We start from the raw sequence: 23,205 nt of genomic DNA, 5'->3' as shown, positions 1-23,205 counted from the left end.
CTGTACGGCTAGTACTCGTAGACATAGTTATAGTCGTCTGATTTTGCATCGATACCATTGAGGATCACGCCTGTGATTTCGATATCGTTTTGTTTAAAGCGTTTTAGCGATAGCTCAACGTCTTTCACCGTATTGACACCATAGTAGGCAATAAGCAGTGAGGTGCCGACGTACTTACCGATAATCGCGGAGTCAGTGATTGCTAAGATTGGGGCGGTATCGATAACCACAATATCATATTGCCCTTTCACCGTGTCGAGCAGGTGTTTAAAACGTTCTCCCATCAGTAACTCAGAAGAGTGAGTGACATTTTTACCACGGCAGATCACATCTAGGTTTTCAATCACACCACTGTGGATGGCCGGTTGCGTAATGTCCTGCTGAGCCAAATATTCGGATAACCCCGTTTTATTGCTTAAACCAAAGGCTTTATGAATACGACCTTTACGTAAGTCGGTATCAATTAAGAGGACTTTTTTACCCGCATTAGCTAATACAACCGCCATATTAGAGCTAACAAAGCTTTTACCTACGCCCGGTGATGCACTACTGATCATCACCAAGTTATTCCCTTGGTTCATCACCGAGAAGTAAACGCTGGTGCGTAGGGAACGGATGGCTTCTACTGCCGTATCGGCTGGGTTTTCCAATGCAAGTGGGCGCTGATTCCCCGCTGCGATTAATTTTTTCTCATAATTAGAGAACGGGATAGTGGCATAGACGTTAACACCCAATGCATCGATATCCTCAGTACCTTTAATCTTATTATTAAAGAACTCACGGGCGATCACATAAGCGCAACCCACAATAAAGCCAAGGATAGTGGCAAGAACGAGTATCAATGATTTTTTCGGTGCCACGGCATTAGGTTGGGATTCTGCCGAGTCAATAATGCGTACATCGGCGGTGATCCCGGAGTTTAATACGCTCAGCTCTTGCTGTTTGGCTACTAACTGATTATAGATAGCTTGTTCGGATTCCACATCACGGGTTAAACGCACTATCTGTTGCTGGGTATTAGGAAGTTTTTGGATATTTTTACTGATTTTCTCTTTTTCACGTAACAGTTGCTGACGCTTATCCAGCAATGATTGGTAAGCGGGGTGGTTACGGGTATAGAGCTGCTGGATCTCTACCTCTTTAAAGGTTAACTCATTGAGTTTCTCTTCGACTTGCAAGGCGCTATCAAGAGCCGATTTAGCTTCTAAGGACAAATCGATAGATTCATTCTTTTTACGGAAAGCATTTAATTGGTTTTCATAGTTGTCCAATTTAGCTTTGATTTTCGGTAAATATTCATCTAAGAACAATAAGGTATTATTGGTAACCTCTTTTTTACGCTCGGTATTTTGGTCCACATAATTTTGAATAATACTATTCAGAATTTGCACATTTTCCGCTTTATCGGAACCTTTAATTTCCATACTGATAATGCCAGTGCCTTTACCAACCTCTGCGATCGCTAAAGTTTTTCGTAAGTTTTCGATAGTAGAATAGCGGGCGTTTTTAGATAAGGTAAATTCTTGTCCGACTTCAGCATTGATTGAGGATACCAGCAAGCTGATTTCATCTTGTTTTAGGAGTTCGCCCACTTTGCCTTCAACGGTTTGGTTATCAATATGAAGAGTATAACGGTTTTCGCCTAAATAGGTCAGAATAGCGGGCTCACCAATAAGATGTTCAGGTAAAGAATAGAGGGAAATGGCGACGGAAGCTTTGTCTCCCCAAAGCCTATCGAAAAAACCAGCGGGTGCTACTTGGGTATCTAAATTAAGGTCTGCAACCGTTTTACCGAGCACCATCCGAGACTTAATGACCTCGATTTCGGAATCCACTTGACTATTACTATTAGCAAATGGCATCACATCGCTCATTTGATCTAACAATGAGACTTGGCTCATTTTATCGTATTGCAGTGTCGCATTGGCTTGATAGATTGGTGTCGCTAGAAAACTATAAGCGGCACCAATCACAATAAAAAAGAGGGTAAAAAAGCCGATTTTAAGGTAGCTGGATTTGAGTATCTTAAATAGCGCCAGCAGATCGATTTCGTCAGAGGCAGCGGAGCTGGTTTTTGTCGTGTTCATAATCAATTAACGTTAAGCCTTTAAAATAGTAAAATTAAATTTTCCCTTGCCACTGTATAACGGCTTTTTCCATCAGTTGATAAACATGCTCGAACATTTCATCACTGCGTTTATGCGGATCTGGGATCTCGGTTTTATTTAGCCACTGGCCGAACAGCATGACTTTGCCACGCGTCTCGGGGAATTGTTGATGGATCCTATCAATATGGTCGTTTTCCATCACTAGGATTAAGTCTGCTTCTTTACATAATTCACTGGTTAAACGACGTGATTGATGGGCATCTAAGGAGAGATTGTGGTTTTGTGCAATACGGATGGCGCTATCATAAGCGGGACGATCCTCTTTGGCGATAATGCCCGCGGAGTGCACTTTTTTATCGGGGAAACGGGCTTGTAATAGGCGCTCCCCCGTGGGGGAGCGGCATATATTCCCCATACAAACAACGAGAATATTATTAAACATATGGATTACCAGTCATGAATACGTTTAGTACCTTCGGTTAACTGATTATAAGTTGCGATGGTTGGTAGCAATTGGGTGATTAGGCGGTTCCAACGCACAACAGGAGCGGCTGTGACATAAACTAAGTCATAAGGTTGCAGTTTAAATTCCGTTCCCATCACCATGGCAGTGGCATCGGATAAATCTAACTGATAGACCGCCGCCATTTTTTTCGGCAGTAGGGCATCCAGCTCTTTATCCCCCGAGGTTTGGTTTTTAATTGGACGGATGACAAATACGCCGGTTGCATTAGCGGTATTTTGATCTGTACCGCCTGCTTTACTCAGTGCCTCAGTAATACTCATGCCAGCACGGTCAATGGTTAGGGTGTTTGGCTGACCTACTTCGCCCATCACAAACACTTTTTGCCCGTCATTACGTGGTACATATAGTACATCACCCGGTAGCATCAGATGGTTTTGGGTTAGGTCGCCATACTGAACTAATGCTTGCAGTGAGATTTTTATCTCTTTGCCATTTCGGGTGAGTACGACATTGTCCCAATCGGCTTTTTCAGTCAGGCCGCCTGCATTATTAAAGGCCTCTAAAACCGTTAGCGGTACGTTAGTAATCGGTAATGTACCGGGTTTAGCCACTTCACCTGACACATACATTTTCTGTGAGCGGAAGGCGGCAATGCTGACATCCACTTGTGGTGATTCGATATAAGTCGATAGACGGTTACTCACTAGATTACGGATTTCAGTGACGGTTTTACCAATGACTTTCACTTTACCGATATACGGATAGTAGATAGTGCCGTCTGAGTGTACCCAGTTGCCTGAATCTGCAGCGCTACGGTAAGAGCCTGCAGGAATAGTTAACTCAGGGTGATCCCATACCGTAATGGTTAATACATCACCCACACCAACACGGTACTCATAGGTTGCAAGTTGCTTCTCTAAGGTTGGGTTGGGTTTTGCGATAATCTGTGGGGTATACATCTCATCTAACAGTTTTGGCGAGATCGGGTAGATATCGACAAATTTAGAAATATCACGATCGCCAGTGTCGACGACATTTTTGCCTGATGTAGACATATAGACACCAGGGGTAACGGTACAGCCGGTTAATGCAGATACGGTAAATAAAATCATGAAGTATTTCTTCATAAAAAAGATCTCTTTAATAAAATAGTTAGAGCCTATCTCAATAGGAGCTAAATTCATCACCTTACCCAGCCATATCGATGTTTAAAAGTCAGGCTGTATAAGGTTTTGGTTACAGTGATAATATATTTTTTATGCGGTAATTAATCCCTATTGAGATAGGCTCTAAGTATCCCGAAAAAGCTTTCCATTGACGGATTATCTAAACAGTTTCCTTTTCTTGACATACTTTGTTTTAAGCCCCTTTCCTGTAGCTGTTGTTGATAATGGTCCATTTGATACTGCAACCCTTGATCTGAATGAATGAGTGACTTTTCATTTGCTTTTAGCTTTGTAATTGCTTGTTTTAGCATCTGATCAACTAGCTTATATGTAGGACTACGTTGCGTTTTGTAGGAAACAATCTCACCATTAAATAAGTCCATTATGGGGGAAAGATAAAGCTTTTCACATTGAACATTGAACTGCGTTACATCAGTGCCCCACTTGTAATTGGGTTTCTTAGCTTTAAATTTTCGTTTTAAAATATTCTTTGTAATTTTGCCCACCTGACTTTTATAAGAACGATATTTCGTTGCTCTAATGCAGGACTTAAGACCTAAAACGGCGCTATCACGTACATCACCGACGTAGAAAATAGGTTTGGTGCCAGTAATGGTTTCAATGCGATTGAGTACTTCAGGATTAGCATTGCAGAGATTATCTAAAATAATTGGCTGCATGCCTTGTTCAATCATTTGTACACAGGTATGGCTACCAATGTAGCCAAGACCACCAGTGACTAATACTTTTGCGTTTTTCATTGTACTTTCCTAGTACTCATAAACATAATTATAATCGTCTGACTTGGCATCGATACCATTTAAGATCACACCCGTAATTTCGATATCGTTTTTCTTAAAGCATTTCAATGATAGCTCAACACCCTTCTCTATATTCATAGTTTTTAAGTTGTTTATCTAAAGTTGGCTTTGCCAATAACAGCGGAGCGTACATTTCATCTAATAATTTAGGGGAGATATCTACAAATTTCGAGATATTACGATCGCCAATATCAATGACATTTTGTCCTAGGTGGAGGACATATGGAAACCAGAGATAACGGTACAGCCGGATAAGATAGATCATAGTTATACAATTATGTTAACATGCATCACGAAAACTCATAGATATCATATTTATCAATTTATTACACAATAGAAATGAAGAAAAAGTTTTTAAGTCAGCTCATCATAAATCATTTCAATCTTTTGTATTCTCTGTTCAATAGAATGATGCAGAATAACCTTTTCTCTTGATTTTATACCTAACTTCATTCTTAATTCTTTATTATAGATTAATTTTTTTATTTTATCTCTAAACTCTTCACTATTAGGTTCTAAATTAAATATAAATCCATCAATATTGTTAGATACTAAATTGTTATTCCCTGTGATATTTGAAACAATACACGGCAACCCTGAACTCTGTGCTTCTAAAATAGCTAAAGGCATACCTTCCCACTTAGATGGAAGCGTAAATATGTCAATAGATTGAAGAATACGGTCTATATCATTTCTCCAACCCAATAGATATACTTGCTTACTTAAATCATAAATACTTATTAATTTTTCCAATTCTTTTTTTAATTCACCGTCACCGACAAATAAAATTTTAATATTTTTATTCTCTATAAGCAAAGGTAGCATATTTTCCAAAAGAAATATGGGGTTTTTTTGTAGCCAAAGGCGTCCGGTCATACCTATAACAATATCATCTTTTGATAAGTTTAGTGATTTACGATATAGCTGCTTATTTTCAATTGATGGTGGAGTATATTTTTTCACATCAACACCATTCGGAATTATATAAATATCGTTAGACTTTACTTTTAATTTTTGGATTGCAATCTCTTTATCTGTTTCATGAAGACAAATTAATTTATTACCACACATCGAACCGATTCTTTCCATAATATAATAGATTATATATTGAATTTTATTTTTAGCTGCGGGAAAAGAATACCCGTGAACCGTATGGATAATCAGTGGGGTTTTTGATATAAATCCAGCTAAACGCCCTATTACCCCCGTTTTAGATGAATGTGTGTGAATAATATCAAATCGATAATTTTTAATAATTTTTATTAAATGAATTAAGGATTTTAGATCTTTAATTGGTGATATCTCTCTGGTTAAAGAATCAATTATTATACATTTGATTCCTAGTTTTTCCGCCTCTATAGTTAAAGGTCCTATTTGACAACAGATTAGATACTTATCAAATTTATCATTAGGGAGTCTTTGTAATTCATCTAAGCTAACTCTTTGAGCACCACTTAAAAGAGGTAGTAATTGAACATGAGCAATTTTTTTCATAGTTTAGTTTGGATACGTGTCAAATATAATTAAATAAAATATACGAAATGCCGGTATTAGGCTTACAAATAAGGATGAATAAATTATAATTTTTTTTTGCTTACCAGGCATAGTACTCAATGCTAGAATTGGAGTTAGTATTAATGCTGGAACTGAAATTCTCCACATTATTTGCCAGTTAAAATTTAAAAATAGTGAAACAACAAGCAAAAATATACTAAAATTTACGAGATTATAATGAGTGTTATTTTTTGAAACAATCAACAATAATATTAACACGCAGTATATATTAATAAATATTCGAATTAATGTATCTTGTCCTGAGCTGAAAAAAACAGAAACCTCACCAGAAATGAAATATGATAAAAACATAAATTTATTTATTATAAAGTATAAGGAAAAACCTATTACAGCAGAATAAGCTAGTATATTTTTTTTGCTTTTGTTAGGGATTTTACATAGAACAAAATAAATAAAACAGAACAAAATAATAGATTGATGGGATAAAACTGAGAGTACAAAAAAAAACATTTTATACTTTAACTTATCGTTTGTAATACATAGAACCAGAAAGCAAATAGCATATATACTCCTCCAAACATATAGGGTATTAGATATAATTAAATAACTAATTAAAATTAACAAAACAAAATGCACCTTAAAAGTCAAATTGTTTAATTTTAAAATTTTAATTGCGCTTATTATAATTAATATATTACAAATTAGAATATTTGAAAATATAAACAGACCTGAATCAGTTAATCCCAATAATCCCTCAAGATAAAAAGCAATCAGTATTAAAGGTTCTACTTTGTTAGTTTGTTTATAAATTTCCTCTATGGTTGTAATAATACCATCACTCCAAATTAATTTGGCTTGTTCCCAATAAATTAGAGAATCTTGAAATGGTTTTAGGTAATAAAATGGGACTGTAGCAATAATTATTGCCAAGAGGAATATCAATTTTTGCTGAAAGGAATGCTTAGGCATTTACTTCAACCTTGTTTTTATTAATGTTTTTATTAATCGCACTAAAAATTTACATATTGATAATGTGCTAAAAAAAACAAGAGCGGATAAATTGATTTTATTTTTTTTGTAAAACATTAAATAATTTTTAAGCTCACTTTTTTCCATACTCAATAAATTAGCACTTAAACCTGAAGAACCATAAAAAGGTTTATGGCAGAATGCTAAAGGTTCAGATAAATATATTGATTTATGATTATCTAAAATAATATCTATCCATAAGTAGTAATCTTCGCTAAATCTCTGATATTCAGGAAATCGATTTTGGATATTATTTCGGATAATTACACTAGGTGTTTGAAAATAATTTTTAGATAAAATCAAATTTTTGCTAATTGTTTTATAATTTAAATCTTCAATATTTAGATGATGACAACTATCCGCAGTAATAACTTTCATTTTATGACCACACATTATCAATGAGGGATCATCTAAAAAATATTTTAATTGGATTTCTAATTTCTTATGATGCCACGAATCATCAGAATCTAAAAAAGCAATAAAACTAGTTTTTGCAAGATTCCAACCTATATTTCTTGCTTTTGCAGGTCCATTATTTTTTTCTTGCACAATGACATCAATGGGTATCATAGTTAAGTCGTATTTGCGTTTAATTAATTGATATAAGTACTCTAATGAAGAATAGCTGCTATTATCATCTACAATAATAATAGCAGCCGCAGAGACAGTTTGACAATAAACCGAATCTAACGCTCGCTCTATTGTATCAGTTGAATTATAGTATGGTATAATTACAGTAATATCACTCATTATTTTTATCACAGAAGAAAATAACCTTTTTATATCTTACTATCTATTGCTTCATCGATTAAAGAAACACTGGAACTACGTAATGATATAAGATTTTTATTTAGAATATCATAATCAATATCGTTAATATTTTCTATATCCATCTTTTCATTTAAAATATTATTTTCAGTTATATTAAGTGCATCAAACAAGCTAGATATCCTGTTTATTTTCCCCTTACCTGGATGAATTACTAAAAATTGTTTTTCGTATGTTATGGATATACAACAACCATGAAATGAATCAGTTACAACATAATTCGATTTTTGAATAAGTTCAATAAGGCTTAAAGGGCCAGCATCTTTAATATATATATCAGCATTATGATTAGGAGAAATTTCTTGGGTTAAGGATACTATCTTAAGATTATATTTAGAGCTGATTTCTTTGATTATAGAGTCAGTATTTACATTATGATTTATTATGTATACAAAAATATACTTTTGAGGTAAATTTTTTATTTTTTCTCTAGGCAAATTATCCCAATCTTCTTTACTGATTAATAATGTTGGATCCAAAACTACTTGGCTATTAACATTTATTTTTTTATTTAGTGTGTTAGATAAATCTATCTCTCGTACACCTATCTTGGAGAATTTATTCAAGTAGCTTTTTATTTTAGCTAGTTGGATATCATCATATTGGTATGACCCTGCACTGCTAGCATAAGAAAACAGAATAGTTTCTTCACCAGCAAAATCTAAAAAATAATATCCATTAATATCATCATTTCCATTAGTACATTGAGGGTTCCAAATTTGATCGCTACCACACACAATAACATTTAGCTTCTTTATTTCACTTATATTATTTTTAACATCCAATTCATTATAATATTTTTCAAAATGTTTTTTGAATTTATTAAGCGAATAATATCTATTCTTAACCCTCAAAATATCTTTTAATGTTCTTAATATTCCTTTAATAGAAAAAGAAAACCGTATTAAATTTAATTGTTCTTGCAAATATTTACTATCATTATTGTTTATATAAAATACACTACCATATTTTTTTAAATAAATTCCTGTTGCTGTTGCTTGTAAGACTGCACCATAGTTATTGGCTTTATGTATTGTGACAATTCCAATTCTCATATTATACTAAATCTCAGTTTTTATGTTTTTAATATTTTTCCGTGGCGATACACAAACTAAGTTATTTTCGCAAGGATATCCAAATGCAATCATCATAATAATAGAATGATGTTCGTTAATATTTAATACTTTTCTAATAGCGATATCTTTTTTGGGGTTTTCACTCCAATTTAAACAACAAGTAGCAATTCCAAGTGAGTGAAATGCATAAATTAATGACATTGCATATAATCCACCATCAATCCAGTGTTGATATCTTTCAGATGATGATATAAAAGACAATTGATCTGATGTAATAATCATTAAATTATGAATATGATTTGTAAATCCTTTATTTCCAGTTTGGTAGCTCAGAGCGATATCAATATTTTCCCTATTATTCAAAACATAAACATGCCATGGTTGCATATTGCAAGATGAAGGAGTTTTTTGAGCTAAGTTTAAAGCTCTATCAATTATTTCAGATGAAATAATAATGCTACTAAAATCTCGTAGTGTATATCGAGAGTTAAAAAAATCTTCAGGACTCTCTAGTTGACCACGGCTAATCTCTTCTTTGCTTAAAGAGTAAATACCATAATCAGTAAACGCGTCATCCCAGTTAGGTAATTCTTGGTAAATATTATTAAATTTTTTATCAGCATCCTTTGATTCTAGACAAAATTTTTTCAAGGTTTGGAGAGCTAGAAAATCATTAAAATTTTTTTCGTAGTTGTTATTATCGACTTCTATCAATATCTCCTGTATTTTTTTTGCATTTGTATACCCAGCTCCAGCCCTCTTATCCTTAAAGCTCATACTCTTCTCTAGTGTATGAGTTAGTTTCGCTAGGTGATATTGTCTCATTTTGGCATTTGAGCATTTAAAGTTCCATGCATTAAATCTTAAAAACCGATTGAAATCATACATGAAACCTCTTAATCCCATGAGAACTCTACCATATCGTTTTATTAAATTAATCATTTTATTGAAAGCCAATTTTTAAAGGTGTTATTACCAAATGAGTATTTCCATAACATATAAAAATACAATATAAACATAAGAACTTCATTTAATAAAATAGATAAAATTACTCCTTTTAAATTAAAGGTTTTTAATAAGTAGTAAGATGTTATTACAGCTATAACGCTTAATAGTACAGTACTGAACATTTTTTTATATACTAGATTTTTTGTAGATAAAATAGCTCCAGCATTTGAACTTAGAAATCTTAGAGGGATACAAAATGAAATATATTTAACAATATATGCAGCTTCTTTGTACTCAATGCCAAATATTAAAATAATAAGCTTTTCGGAGAAGAAAAAAATGAATGTAAATATAATCATTCCAATTAGCAACATATATTTACAACCCTCTTGATAATTATGTAATAATTTATTTTCATCATGAAAGGCCTGCCTATGAAACATGGGTAACAATATTTTTTGATATACAACAACAGGCAATATATATATAGCTAACATAATGTTTAAAGCTACAGATAAATAACCTGCAACTTCTTTACTTAGTAAACTATTGGTGATTATTATTATTGATTGAGAGTATATTGCAAAAGTGCTAGTAATAATACCAAATGGCAAGATCATTAAAATAAAAGAGATTAGATTTTTTTGTGGGATTTTTTTACTCTTATTGATTAAACTCATTAAATCAGGGATGCAAAAAACTATTAGAAGAATAGAAGAATAGAAGAATATATTATAAATTCCGCTAGTTAAGTCTTTTTCCAATAAAAAATAAATAATTACAAATAATAACCTACTTCCATTTAATAATATTTGACAAAAAGATAAATATTCAAACCTTTTTTCTATCTGTAATATGGAAAACTTTACGTTCAGTAAAGATATTGCTATGAATGTTGGTATTAGTTTGTATGCATTAAGAGAGTAATCGTTAGGAAACAAAATATAAATATAGACAAAAGAAATACAGGTAAGTGCTATGGCTGAAAAGATTAGATATACAATTAAAGGTCTTGTATATGAAAGCCCATACTTATATGATTTCCCAAATACTTTTAAGAGTGCAGCATCAGTTCCAAATCCATAGATAGTGGAAATAATTACCATAAGAATTACTCCTGAATTAAACATGCCAAACTCAGGAATACTCATGTGTCTTGCTAATACCACTTGAGTAATGAATGCAAAAAATGCAGATGCTATTCCTCCTAGCCATAAATACGATAAAAATTTGATGAAGATTTTATAATTCATTATATATCAATATGTTTTAAAAAAAGTTATGGGAAAACCAATGAAACCTAGACTACTGGAGACAAACATTTTTATTTTGGTAGGGCCTAGCATATCTTGATTACAAAGTTAGAGCATCAAAAATAGACTCATTGTTGTTTTTTTGGCACGCTACCGCCCCGGGCTTACAGCTACCTGTTCACTGATAATTCTCAATTTACTCAACTAATTTTGTCTATTATACACAAATAAGCTCGAGTGAGATAGTTGTTAACTAAACTATCTATAAATAAGATATACTTACAGATAAATCTTACTGTGATCCCATCCCCCCACTTTAGTTCCGCCCCCTTTTGATATCTCATTATTTTCAGTTAACAGCTGATATAGGTTGGCCTCTTAGATCTCCAAAAAGTTGATATCACTTAAATTAGTGATTATTGAAATGGCATAGTTAATTTGGCAACCACGCCCGTAATTAGTGAACTTGCAAGCGACCTGACGATAAAAGTGATTCATTAAGTTCAACTTTTTCCACTCCCCCAGGTAAAAGGAGAAGATAAACCGGAAACACCTTGATTTGTAAATGCCTCCCACTGAGCTTGTTGTTGAAATTATTGCGGAGAGAACAATGCGCCTTCATTCATAATGGGAGGTAAATTTTCATTCAATGATCCTTTCATTTAAGCAAAAGCAATTGGCATTCTGACCCTTTTTTCCTAAACAACACAGAAGTAAGGTGCTGTATTCAAATTTAGAAAGTAAAGCATTATTGATATTTTGATATGCTACCGCCCTTAGCCGTAAACCAAGGCTCATAAGGTAAAACGGTAAATTATTCGAAAGCAAATCCGTCCTCAGAGACCATTAAAGACAACGAAAAACTCGCTTTCACACCAAACAATACAAGTATCTTATCTTAAATAAATAGTTTGAATTATAGGTTGAGTTAAGTAACCCAGCAATACTTTTTATCTATTTAAAATAAATAGATATGAATACTCATATATAGAGTTATACGTACCCTGTTAACAACAGATAAAAGGTGGGTATTATTCAACTTAGGAGGATTTTCATGTCAGTGGATTCATTACCCTCGACAACTGCATGACTTAAGCTACTGAGGACGGTTGTACATATAGCAGCAGCATCAGTTTGCCTGATTGATTGCCATCCGCAAGGCAATTACAAAAGTGTCGAAGTGAAAGCATAGCGTTATCAGATATGAGGTTTGTCATGAGAAGGAATATCAACACAGTGAGTAGCACGCGTTAACGATATTAATCCTTTTGATCCTCCATATTACTTTGCCGTGCTTATCGGCTGAACAATACATATTCATTCATGATAGTTGTTAATCCCCAATTTTCGGCTTGCCTATCAATCCCTCATTCCACGAGTTGTTCTTTGGATTTCAACTTAAGTGTATGGTTCCAATCGTCTAACGGTGACTCCAACAGCAAATTAGACCAATTTCGGTGGTATTTCCGGATCATTAAATTGCTGAAATAAACTGATTAACTTGTAGCAAAGGAGTGCTGTTTAAGACGTACACATTCACTAAGCAGTATACCTTCCAAGATCGGGGGATAGCGTGACAGCCGTTCCTCGATATGAAAACTCAGCCTTAACTCCTCTTCTTTGGTGAGCTTATCAGGGTAGGCTTAATTTTGGTGGCAGTACCGTGGTCACATTTAGCGAAAGCGTGATTGATTAACCTAACACCATGAGCATTAAAAGGTCATAATGGAAACGATTTTTCTGTTTTAGGCTGATGTTCCTCTGTGACATTCTGGGCAGGAATACACCAAATCCCCTCATGGCACTTCGGGCAACATTTTTGATTATTTGTAAAATACTCACGACACTGCACGCAAAACCAATTCGTGACCTTTAATATTGGTGAAACTGATCGAACCTGTGTGCTCAGTCGTGCCTTGTCTTCTAAGCTCTTGATCTTACTGATGACCCGCGGACAGTGCTCTGCGCTCTGAGGATCAGAATGGGTAAACCATGACTCCGTTGGCGTCTTGTGCAGTGTGACGGGCTCACCGCAGTGAGCACAGTAATAGTTTTCTCGTGAATAACTCGGTTCTTGGGTGGCTCCCGCGAAACGATTGTTCTGCGTTAAGGCTAGCGACATTTTGACTTCATGTAATTTAAGCATGGTTGTGCTCCTTCTGTAAAATTTAAACTAAACGTTCTGAGTACCCAACATTCATGATCCACACTCGGCAACCCACCTTGAAACTTAGAAGACCACTGAGCTGTGCCTGCATGCGTATCGAGCCAGGTTCGTATGTTTAGGGCGTAGCTTTGCCTAGAGCGCATTCAATCGCACCAGGTGTGGTTAAAATTGAGTTGGTGGGTAATGGGTGGGTATGCTATGGAAAATGCACGGCGACTCGCGCTAGTGCCTTAGGATCCAAGGGCGGAGTTGCCCCCTCTCGATTCATCAATGCGTGCTTGTAACCACTGTACGACTTCACTTTTTAACCAGCGCGACATACGACCAAACTTGATAGGTTTGGGGAACTCACCCTCTTGGATTAATTTGTAGAACCACTTATCCGTTAACCCCGTTAGTGCGGTGATAAATTTCATGTCAATAAATTGGTCATTAAGTAATGCAATATTTTCAGTTTGCGTGCTCATGGTAAAACTCCTGTTTTTAATGTGGATAAAAAGCAGGAGCGATATCGAAAAATGGGATGTGGATATCACTCCACATCATTAACCGGATGTGTAAAAAATAATTTGGTTGCTAACTACTGGCGTTTTCTCGGTTTGATTTCGCCTCGCCAAAAGGTGCGTTTGAGTTCAGGCACAGCCAGACGGACCCATGCATCGGCTTTACATAAATACCTTACCGCATTCAACAATCCTTTCTTCAGATAAGCATTACCTCGGGGTAATAGTCCAATACCCAGTTCACGATATCTTTCTTTTTGGTAATTACAGTTAAAGTACAGGCCTGCCCACTCTGTAATATGTTCTTGCCAGAGTTCACCAATGAGTTTACCCAGCGTAATGTCCTGCCTCACTTTCTGACCGTTAAAGAAAAACAAAGCGTGGTAATGGAAGCCTTTTTCCATGCCGAATTCCAATTTCAAGATATACCCGACACAGTGTGAAAAGAGTGGGTTGCTATTAATGGCTTTGTACAGGGCTTGGCGATGCTGGCGCAGGTGGTGAGCTCTGACTCTGTGGCAAATACCACTTTTGTAAGACAGATCTACTCGTACAACTAACAGTTTGGAGTAACGTTGATACAACGAGTCAATGTATTGCTGAGCTCGTCTGTAATTCTTCTGAGCGCCTTGCTCGAAGATTCGGACTTGCTTTTTGTAGTCAGGGCTCTTTAACGTGCTTTGGAACTCATGGAAGGCCTCGTTAAGCCACTGAACGTGTTCAGGGGTATCAGCCAGCCAGTATTTATCTTTGTCTATCAGTATCTCACTCAGGCGGTATTTGTTAGCAAGAGAGATCAAGAGCACAAGAGTGGGATGCAAGCGCTGTATTTGCGATATTTTCATTGATTGAATGTAACGGGTGAACTTGAGCGTTTCTAAAAAGAGCTCACCTTTGGGGGATGCCGAGGTGAGTTTTAAGCGTGGGTTTTCAGGCGACAAAGGAATGCCTTTATATAAATCTAATTTATGAGTTAGATGTTTTGAAAGGTGTTTAATATTACCCATGAGTAGAGACACCAGCTCACGCAGTGAGTGGTCTCGAGTGAGCGTTAAACGGTCATGTTCAAACGTAGTTGAGAGAACAACTTGATTTAAGTGAAGTGCACGATTTGTCATTTTAGTTACCTGCGATCAAATAAAGGTTCGTATCATCAGGCAGGGGAGTTATTTTTAATTTTTGATTACAAATGGTTGGGAAGCGATCATCAGCAAAGGGGCTTTGCTTTGGGGGAATTACATTGACTTTGGTAGTCAATGGGGACTGATAGCATAACCCAATATGTTTATAAACAATAAAACACAGCGTACTAAGATAGCATGGCGTTCTGTAAGCTGAGTAAGGTTAGAGCCTGTAGGTAATTTTGGTCTTAAGGAGCAATAGTAGCAAGGTGACATTATATCTTCGACTCGGGTTATGTCAGCCACGCGATGATATTGCGTCATTAGGTGACGAACCTAATTACCTTGTAATCGAACAAGAGAGTCAGAGATTAACTGGATAGGAGATTATTACCCTTTCGTTTCATATTGCAATTAAGCATTATAATACAGCGTCTCAATACCGGAGTTGTTGTGTATTTAATCACTCTCGTTGTCATGTGGCTTATTTATAAATGGAATGATTAGTTATATTTAATCGCAATAGTTAATTATTATTGTAATGACTCTGTAATTGTAATGTTGTTATAATATAATAATATAATAATCCTAGATTAATCCCCATTATTTTAAGACCAGTTAAACACGAAAGTGCACCCTACACACAAAATAATGGCTTAATCACTTAGTTATCAGAGGTGAAAGTTAGTCTTTTTTTAATAAGAAATTCACGTTATTTTTGTGATAACAATACAATCTTTAACTCAATGAATAAATTAAGTTAGGTATTGTTAACTTTAACATCTAGACAATCATTTCTATTCACCAATATAGACGTAAGACACGCACTAATTTTTATATGCCAGTTTTGGTTGTTTTGGGTATGCTGCTTTGATATTAAACTCGGTGCTCAGTCTGTTTTTTTATCTACTATCACCTATAGTGGGAATTCATGGCTATAATGAACTAAATTAAAAAGCTATGCAATCCGAATGTTTGTTCATATTTCGATGTAAAATAAAAAAGAATGGTACTACTCGTCTCCACGAAATAAAAATGAGGTAGATGGGATAATTTAACTTAGGCCATATTATTTAGATATAAACATGAAACTTAGGAGCCTATTCGAATAAATAATGCAAATGGTGTTTAAACTTGGCGAAACATTCACAGTGAAGCAGTTTTTATGTACCACATGTAATTATTAATAATGCTAATGAACGATCTTTTTTATCATTAAACGAGCTTCTATTGCCTCCTATTGATGACTTTTTAGTCAAAGTGTATGATGATTGCTGAGGGGGCGATAAGTATTAGATTTAGTCTAGAGCTATAATCGCTACTGCTTTACTAACATATCTCACATCTAATAATATAAAAACGACACTACTTGCATGCGAAACGCCTAGTTTATTGATTCAAACCATCCTGGCTTTAATGATACAAACTTATCCGCTGAAAACCATGCGGCAGTAGAGGTAAATTAACTTGTATCTATATGTAATACTAACTTGTATTATAATAGCAGACTAACTTGTATGATGAGGCAGTATGTAATTGAGCAGACTAGGGAGATAAGAATGTCACTCAAATCGATGTATAACGACTTTGATTTTTTACTGTTAGACAAAAAAGATGATGGAATTAATATTGAAAGGACTAAGAAAATCAACGAACAAATCGTTGCGTTGGCGGATGAATATGTCCTCTATGGTGGATTTCCCACCGGCTCAAATACATCAATAAATCTAATTGATTTTATTGATGCAAACTACGAAGGTGTCATCGATGGTGAGATTAAAATCCTAGGTGGCGCTAAATTTATAACCTTACTGAAAAGGTCTTTGAATCAAAAAAACAATATCTTTAATAGGCTTTATGAATACCATCAAACGATGATAAAAAGGAATAAAAATGCGGGGCATCTTATTTTTTCAATTAAAGTGGATAATAAGGATAATAAGGATAATAAGGATAATAAGGATAATAAGGATAATAAGGATAATAAGGATAATAAGGATAATAAGGATAATAAGGATAATAAGGATAATAAGGATAATAAGGATAATAAGGATAATAAGGATAATAAGGATAATAAGGATAATAAGGATAATAAGGATAATAAGGATAATAAGGATAAGCAAGATAACGCTTTAATGCAATGTGTGACGGATTTTTTTAACCATATTCGTTCGCGAGTTATGCTAAATGAACATATATTAGGTTACTTTTGGACTTCACTAAAAGTGAGCGCCTCTGATGAAAAATACATTCGTATTCACTTATATATTTCAAATGGAAAGTTCAATAATAGAATGACTGATGAGATAAAATCGGTTTGGAATTCTATTCTATTTAAAAACCAATTAGAAGGGAAAATCCTTTTTTTAACACAAACAAAAGATTCGTATAAAGGTGGGTATGAAAGCTTGCTCTTTTGGACTAAAGATGCCAATAAACGGAGAAGTAGAAATAATCTAACACCTATTAATAATGAGCCTTCTGATGAACAAAAAACGGAAAAATATGTCAGAAGTGTGCAGCGAGATAAAACTTCAATGTTGCATATATTATATCCTGACTGGAATGACGACACGATATTCCATCATTTTACAAATGAAATGAACGCCATCCAATTTAAAGGGTATTTGTTTAGATTAGCGAAACAAACATATCAGCAGCCTAAAGCTCGCAGTATCGGGGTTGCCTGTATAAATTCAATGAAAGCAAAACGCCATAAGAAAAAATAAAGTTACGTACTCTTTCTTTTGTATCGTTCACAATCAAAAAATAATCAGATATACAGTATTATTGTGATATTGAAATAATTTAAATATCAATCACTTAATGTTTTTCAAGGACATATCCTGTCATTTCCCCTCCATTTTCCCCCGAAAAAAAGTCAAATAGCCGGACATAACCTGTCCGGTGAGGTTGTTATCGTAGTGTTCTCTTTTTCAAACTGAGGAATAACACCGATGGCAACTTACCGATTAGATACCGATTTAGCGTTTTTACGTGAATGCAGCAATGAAGAACTGGGCTTGCTTGTGTCTGTACTGACTCACGACAGCAAAGACGGACAAAAGCGTTGGACTGAAACCTTAACCAGCTCGCCTGAATATCAACTCTACCATCCGGAGCACCAGCAATATTGGATGTCGATTGCGGCAGAGTTGCAAGCCTTTGGAGCTAACAGTTTGATGAGTCTCGTTCGAGGCAATAAGGGCGTGTTGTACCGTGAAATCTTACAGGATGTCTGTGACCACCTTGATGTCAATTATCCAAAGGAGGGTAATACCGAAACCTTGGAATTAAATTTGTTATTGAAAGTATTAGAAAAAAGCTTAAATGAGCTGACCACAGAAGAGCTACAAGCCTTCTCTCGTGATATGCAACTTAACCTCACCAACCCCACACCTCAACTGATTTTGATTGCGGTTCAAGCGGCTATCCGTACCTCTGGCATTGCCGCGCTGGAAGTGGCCACACTCTCAGCCATTGGCGTGATTAATGCACTCGGCGGGATTGCCACCATTGGCACACTCTTTGCCGCACACCGAGCACTTTCCTTGATTGCGGGTCCGATTGGTCTTGCTGTGAGCTCTGCATGGCTTGTCGCTGACTTAGCGGGACCCGCTTATCGGGTCACCGTCCCCGCCTGCATCATTGTGGCGTACTTACGACAAAAAGCCTTATCGCAATAAGGTTTATCAATCCCATTCTATCCGCTTGCCGGAGCTATTTTAATAAGGACAACATCATGTCGACTTCTGTGTCTCGCCATGACCGGCTTGCGTCTCGGTTGGCGTTTATTATTAGTCAATTATTTCGCGGGGAAACCGTTTATTTATCCGAGCTGTCAGAAGAGCTCAATGTCTCGACTCGTACCCTACGGCGTGACTTTAATGAGCGCCTTCAATATCTGGACTTGGAATATCACCAAGGTGGCTATCGATTGGCAGCATCACAGCGTCCCTTTCGTACCGATAAGGACATATTGCGCTTTGCGGCTATTACGCATATTACCTCACTGTTTCCGGCTTTAGACAGGAAGCTGCTGACGGTTCTGCTCGACCCAACAATTGATTCACCGTTTATTGTCTACCACACGCCACCTAAGCAGCGTCCCTCGCTGTTCGGGGGCTTTTATATTCTAACACAAGCCATTGTAAAACGGCGTTTACTGCAATTTACCCACCAAGGAAAAAACATCACGAACGTTGCCCCGTATAAGTTGATTTATTACCAAGGTCATTGGTATCTCGCCGCTGATATCGCGGAGCACATTCATGTCTTTGATGTGATGGCCTTGCAAGACGTGGTCATGACGGCGCGGGGCTTTCGTTATCGTGAAGACCTCAACCAACGGTTATGTGAAGAGGCGTTTATTCAAGCCTTGCCCCATTACCAATATATTCAATCACTCGTTAAATTATAAGGTATTAAGATGAAAACTATTTTTTATACCGTCTGCATCAGCAGCGCACTCTTGCTGGGATGTGATGATGCAACCTCAACGACTGCTAAGACTGTTTCCCAAGACATTTTGCGTGTTCAAGGGTTGATTTATGATTACGACCGCAGTGTCACACTCGGTGGGGTACTCAACCATCGTAAAGATTGTGTTTCGCCAACATGGGAAACCTTAACGGATGAACAAGAAAGGCCCTTGGTGGTCTATAAGTGTCAGTTAGCTAAAGGGGCATTACAAAACGCCATTAACCACGATTTAAATAACTGGTATCAAACGGCAATAGACGGTATGACTAAATTCATACCGCGCTTTGCCAATGCGGAAACACCGAAAACAGATTCAACCCTTGAGGAGCAGAGGCTTACACAGGTTTTACAGCTCATCACAACACTGTCCCGACATGACTGGTCATTGCTCAGAGGCAATGTTGACCAGCCCTATGCAATGACGACACCAATTGCATTTAATGCCGGTTATACTCCGTCAGAGGAAGCCGAGCGCCAGCTTAAAGCGTGGAATACGTTAACGGAGACATTGAATGACCACGCCCCTGATGTTAGCCTGTATTTATTACCGTGGTTAAACCAAACAGAAAATGTCGAGGCAATGCTCCGGAAAAAGGTCTCTGAGCTTCAGCAACACAATGCCAATGCGTTAACACAATTTAGACACCAGCAAAATGAAGCCATTCAAATCACGGAGCAATACATCACAGACCTAAAACGTGCACAACAAAATGCACACGACTGGTCAATCACCCAAGTTTTTATTTGGAGCCTCGTTAACCCTGAAAAGCCTGTTCTAACGCATGTTCTGTATAACCTAGAGGATAAACAAGGGCAGGAGGATTTTACCCCTATGATGGAAAAAACATTGAGCCGTTTAGCAAGAACAGATGCCGTCGCATGGGCGTATCAAGGTAAACTTGAAACCCCTCAAATTATTAACGGAATAGCAAAAGCGTTATTTTACTACCAAACACAATCCTTTCAAAAACCGGATATCGCCCGATATCAATACTGAGTTTTCACACACTATTCGGCGTTCATATTCAATGAACGCCTGACTAAAGGGTAATCTATGTCCATTTTTAAACTTATCGCTACCTCTGTGAGTGTTGTGACACTGGTGTCTATCACCTACTACGCCCAGAAGACGGTCAATGAACAACTTGCGCTTGAAGGCAAGTATTCCGACACGGAAATTCAAGCGGCTCGACTTGGGGCGACGCTTGCTTGCACAACCTTATTGGGGGGAGCCATTGAACGACTACTCAACGGGCTATTTAGTGACCACTAAAACTCAACTATTTCAATGTAGATTCAACATAACGGCAGACCAATCGGTCTGCCTTTTTTATTTCGTAACATCCACAAAAGGGCTTTTTTATGACACTTGAACCCATCATCTCAACACCCGCTTCCAACCGCCAGCGCACGCATTTTTGGCAAACTCATTTTGGCACCGTTAAAGGCTTTTCAACCTTTGAAGTGGTGATTTTTACTACCATGGGCCAGTTTTGTGAGGACTACCACGGCGGGTATTGGGAATATTGCACTTTATCTAATGGCGGCGCTTTTATTTATCCCGATTTGAATCAAGAGGAGCTTACGCTATTCAATCCGCATAATGGTAACGAAGCGGAACTCAGTCCTGAAGCTGCGGGCATAGCTGTGTGTTTGATGATGTACAGTTTATGGTCCTTTCAAACGGAAAGTGACACCCTCGTCGATCGCTTTTATCAATTGCGTGATTATGCGGCGCAACATCCTGAACGTTCCGCTATTTTCCATTTAATCGATTAACCTCGCCCTTATTTACGCCGACTTCTTATCTATCTACTTTATTTTAAAGGAAATTCATTATGACTCGCTTAGCATCCCGCTTTGGTGCGGCAAATAGTATCCGTCGCGACCGCCCATTAACGATTGAAGAATTGTTTCGCACAGTACCCAGTGTGTTTTCAGAAGAAAAATATGAATCTCGTAGCGAAAAGTGCACTTATATTCCTACATACCTTACTCGATAGTTTACAGAAAGAAGGTTTTTATCTGTTCTTTTGCATGCCAAACTCGTGTGCGAGATGAAAGCCGTCGCGATCATACTAAGCATCTGTTACGGCTGAGACGCCATGACCAAATTACGGGCAGCCTAGTGCCTGAAATCATCTTACTCAATAGCCATGATGGCTCATCGAGTTATCAGATGTTACCGGGGATGTTCCGATTCGTTTGTCAGAATGGCTTAATTTGCGGACAAACCTTTGGTGAGGTGCGTGTACCGCACAAGGGCGATGTGGTGGAAAAAGTGATTGAAGGGGCTTATGAAGTATTAGGGCTATTTGAACGCATGGATGAGCAACGTGATGCCATGCAGTCCCTATTATTACCGCCACCAGCCCAACACATCTTTGCTCAATCTGCTCTCACATATCGTTATGGTGAAGCACATCAACCTGTGACCGAAGCGCAAGTATTACAGCCACGCCGTGTTGAAGATAAGAAGGACGATCTTTGGACGGTGTACCAACGTTTGCAAGAAAATTTAATTAAAGGGGGATTATCAGGCAGAAATGCGAAAGGTAAACGCGCTCGCACGCGTTCAGTGAATGGGATTGATGGTGATGTGAAGCTTAACCGAGCCTTGTGGGTGATGGCTGAAAATATGCTTCAACTAGCCTCGTAATGATGGAGATATTAACGATGGAGAGTATCAATACTTATACGAATACCTTAACACTGCTTCCTAATGAACAACGTACTATCAAACGTGCGTTGACCATACTGGATAAGTATCTGCGTGAACCGGGTATTGCTTTTACATCAACGCAAAATGTGAGGGATTGGTTACGGCTAAAAATGTCAGCATTAGAGCGTGAAGCGTTTATTGTGCTCTACTTGAATCAACAAAATCAGTTGATAAGCAGTGAAACCCTGTTTGCTGGCTCGATTAGCAGCACACAGGTTTATCCTCGTGAAGTCGTCAAACGAGCACTTCATTTTAATGCTGCTGCCGTTATCTTTGCACACAATCATCCGTCAGGCGATATCACACCAAGCCAAGCGGATAAATCTATCACGCAACAATTAATAAAAGCATTGCAGCTAATTGAAGTACGAGTGCTTGACCATCTGATCATCGGTGGTCAGCAAATCTTCTCTTTCGCTGAGCATGGCTTAGTATGAGGTGAACCATGAATATCATCCGTAAATCTGCAGCAATGAAGATCCATCAGCAACATTTAGGCTCTCGCCTTGCTCGTTATTGTAGGGGAAAGTATAAATGGGTTGGTAATAGCGAGCATTATATTGGTAAGGAGGTGCCAGATTGTCGTGGCGTGTTAGCTGTTTATGTTGAACGTCGCCAAGACAGAGATGGCCCTTATGCGTGTGTCATGTGTGTGACATTGAATTGAATAAGTACTGATCACTTTGAGTTTATCCTATATTGGATGGATAAATTAAGCCTACTTCCACTTTGATTAGTATTCAATGGCACATATCAAACCGTTGGATCTTAACTGAATTAGACATTGAGGAATTAAACAAAAATGACACAATAAGACATCATTAAACATGTCAAATTGGCAATACCATGATTCATACTAGAAACAATTAACATGAACATGATCCCCATTAAATGTATACTTAAAAAGGATTCGAATACGTTATAATTACACCTGTCATCTGTGCAAAAAACCAATCTATTTGCTGCGCTCTATCGCCCCAACCGTGCTCAACAAAACCCA

Annotated in this window: 19 protein-coding genes and 3 pseudogenes; 9 read left to right on the top strand and 13 right to left on the bottom strand. The window is 36.9% G+C overall.

Translation table 11 applies throughout. The features are described 5' to 3' along the window. Positions 1-8 precede the first annotated feature (8 nt). From M1F25_RS04420 to M1F25_RS04360, 13 genes and pseudogenes are all read right to left on the bottom strand, one after another. A complete protein-coding gene (locus M1F25_RS04420; RefSeq protein WP_181488624.1) occupies positions 9-2,087 on the bottom strand; it encodes a polysaccharide biosynthesis tyrosine autokinase in 2,079 nt (692 codons plus the stop codon). A 34-nt stretch (positions 2,088-2,121) separates the two neighbouring features. Then, positions 2,122-2,550: a protein tyrosine phosphatase gene (locus M1F25_RS04415; RefSeq protein WP_181488626.1), complete on the bottom strand. Its 429-nt coding sequence runs from the start codon at positions 2,548-2,550 to the stop codon at positions 2,122-2,124. A gap of 5 nt (positions 2,551-2,555) precedes the next feature. Next, complete coding sequence (locus tag M1F25_RS04410) at positions 2,556-3,701, bottom strand: polysaccharide export protein (protein WP_181488628.1); 1,146 nt, start codon at positions 3,699-3,701, stop codon at positions 2,556-2,558. A 146-nt stretch (positions 3,702-3,847) separates the two neighbouring features. Then, positions 3,848-4,300: pseudogene (locus M1F25_RS04405) on the bottom strand (IS3 family transposase); the annotation flags it as partial. Further along, positions 4,298-4,501: pseudogene (locus M1F25_RS04400) on the bottom strand (NAD-dependent epimerase/dehydratase family protein); the annotation flags it as partial. The pseudogenes M1F25_RS04400 and M1F25_RS04405, both read right to left, overlap by 3 nt. Before the next feature lie 414 nt (positions 4,502-4,915). Beyond that, complete coding sequence (locus tag M1F25_RS04395) at positions 4,916-6,055, bottom strand: glycosyltransferase family 4 protein (protein WP_181488632.1); 1,140 nt, start codon at positions 6,053-6,055, stop codon at positions 4,916-4,918. 990 nt (positions 6,056-7,045) lie between these two features. Continuing rightward, positions 7,046-7,855 (bottom strand): glycosyltransferase family 2 protein, encoded by an 810-nt coding sequence (locus M1F25_RS04390; protein ID WP_181488634.1) that lies wholly within the window; start codon positions 7,853-7,855, stop codon positions 7,046-7,048. 29 nt (positions 7,856-7,884) lie between these two features. Next, a complete protein-coding gene (locus M1F25_RS04385) occupies positions 7,885-8,988 on the bottom strand; it encodes a polysaccharide pyruvyl transferase family protein (RefSeq protein ID WP_181488636.1) in 1,104 nt (367 codons plus the stop codon). A 6-nt stretch (positions 8,989-8,994) separates the two neighbouring features. Further along, positions 8,995-9,915, bottom strand: coding sequence for a nitroreductase family protein (locus M1F25_RS04380; RefSeq protein WP_181488638.1), 921 nt, complete (start codon positions 9,913-9,915; stop codon positions 8,995-8,997). Positions 9,916-9,947: 32 nt separating this feature from the next. Beyond that, positions 9,948-11,210: an oligosaccharide flippase family protein gene (locus M1F25_RS04375; RefSeq protein WP_250690676.1), complete on the bottom strand. Its 1,263-nt coding sequence runs from the start codon at positions 11,208-11,210 to the stop codon at positions 9,948-9,950. Positions 11,211-12,930: 1,720 nt separating this feature from the next. Next, positions 12,931-13,332 carry a zinc-ribbon domain-containing protein gene (locus M1F25_RS22445; RefSeq protein ID WP_213538175.1) on the bottom strand — a complete coding sequence of 134 codons (402 nt, stop codon included), beginning with the start codon at positions 13,330-13,332 and terminating at the stop codon, positions 12,931-12,933. Between the two features lie 275 nt (positions 13,333-13,607). Further along, positions 13,608-13,844, bottom strand: a complete 237-nt coding sequence (locus M1F25_RS04365) for a helix-turn-helix transcriptional regulator (RefSeq protein ID WP_181488642.1) — start codon at positions 13,842-13,844, stop codon at positions 13,608-13,610. Positions 13,845-13,957: 113 nt separating this feature from the next. Further along, on the bottom strand, positions 13,958-14,998 hold the full coding sequence (locus M1F25_RS04360) for an inovirus-type Gp2 protein (protein WP_181488644.1): 1,041 nt from the start codon (positions 14,996-14,998) through the stop codon (positions 13,958-13,960). Between the two features lie 1,562 nt (positions 14,999-16,560). Here M1F25_RS04360 and M1F25_RS04355 point away from each other — a divergent pair. The 9 genes and pseudogenes from M1F25_RS04355 (at position 16,561) to M1F25_RS04315 (ending at position 22,872) form a co-directional block, all read left to right on the top strand. After that, complete coding sequence (locus tag M1F25_RS04355) at positions 16,561-17,730, top strand: hypothetical protein (RefSeq protein ID WP_318828998.1); 1,170 nt, start codon at positions 16,561-16,563, stop codon at positions 17,728-17,730. Between the two features lie 228 nt (positions 17,731-17,958). Next, a complete protein-coding gene (locus M1F25_RS04350) occupies positions 17,959-18,687 on the top strand; it encodes a DUF3944 domain-containing protein (protein WP_181488648.1) in 729 nt (242 codons plus the stop codon). 56 nt (positions 18,688-18,743) lie between these two features. After that, positions 18,744-19,421 carry a helix-turn-helix transcriptional regulator gene (locus tag M1F25_RS04345; protein WP_181488650.1) on the top strand — a complete coding sequence of 226 codons (678 nt, stop codon included), beginning with the start codon at positions 18,744-18,746 and terminating at the stop codon, positions 19,419-19,421. Between the two features lie 9 nt (positions 19,422-19,430). After that, positions 19,431-20,480: a hypothetical protein gene (locus M1F25_RS04340; protein WP_181488652.1), complete on the top strand. Its 1,050-nt coding sequence runs from the start codon at positions 19,431-19,433 to the stop codon at positions 20,478-20,480. Positions 20,481-20,537: 57 nt separating this feature from the next. Then, the gene (locus M1F25_RS04335) at positions 20,538-20,756 is read left to right on the top strand and encodes a hypothetical protein (RefSeq protein WP_109912629.1); all 219 of its coding nucleotides are present in this window, start codon (positions 20,538-20,540) and stop codon (positions 20,754-20,756) included. Between the two features lie 89 nt (positions 20,757-20,845). Further along, the gene (locus M1F25_RS04330; RefSeq protein WP_181488654.1) at positions 20,846-21,262 is read left to right on the top strand and encodes an antirestriction protein; all 417 of its coding nucleotides are present in this window, start codon (positions 20,846-20,848) and stop codon (positions 21,260-21,262) included. A gap of 59 nt (positions 21,263-21,321) precedes the next feature. After that, positions 21,322-22,142 (top strand): annotated as a pseudogene (locus M1F25_RS04325) (DUF932 domain-containing protein). A 17-nt stretch (positions 22,143-22,159) separates the two neighbouring features. Next, positions 22,160-22,642: a JAB domain-containing protein gene (locus tag M1F25_RS04320; RefSeq protein ID WP_014656726.1), complete on the top strand. Its 483-nt coding sequence runs from the start codon at positions 22,160-22,162 to the stop codon at positions 22,640-22,642. 8 nt (positions 22,643-22,650) lie between these two features. Then, a complete protein-coding gene (locus M1F25_RS04315) occupies positions 22,651-22,872 on the top strand; it encodes a DUF987 family protein (protein ID WP_004917300.1) in 222 nt (73 codons plus the stop codon). The last annotated feature ends 333 nt before the right edge of the window (positions 22,873-23,205 follow it).

Source organism: Providencia sp. PROV109, from assembly GCF_033681625.1.
Taxonomy (GTDB): domain Bacteria; phylum Pseudomonadota; class Gammaproteobacteria; order Enterobacterales; family Enterobacteriaceae; genus Providencia; species Providencia hangzhouensis.
Note: the sequence above shows the minus strand (reverse complement) of the source record. Positions and strands in the feature narration are given on the sequence as shown.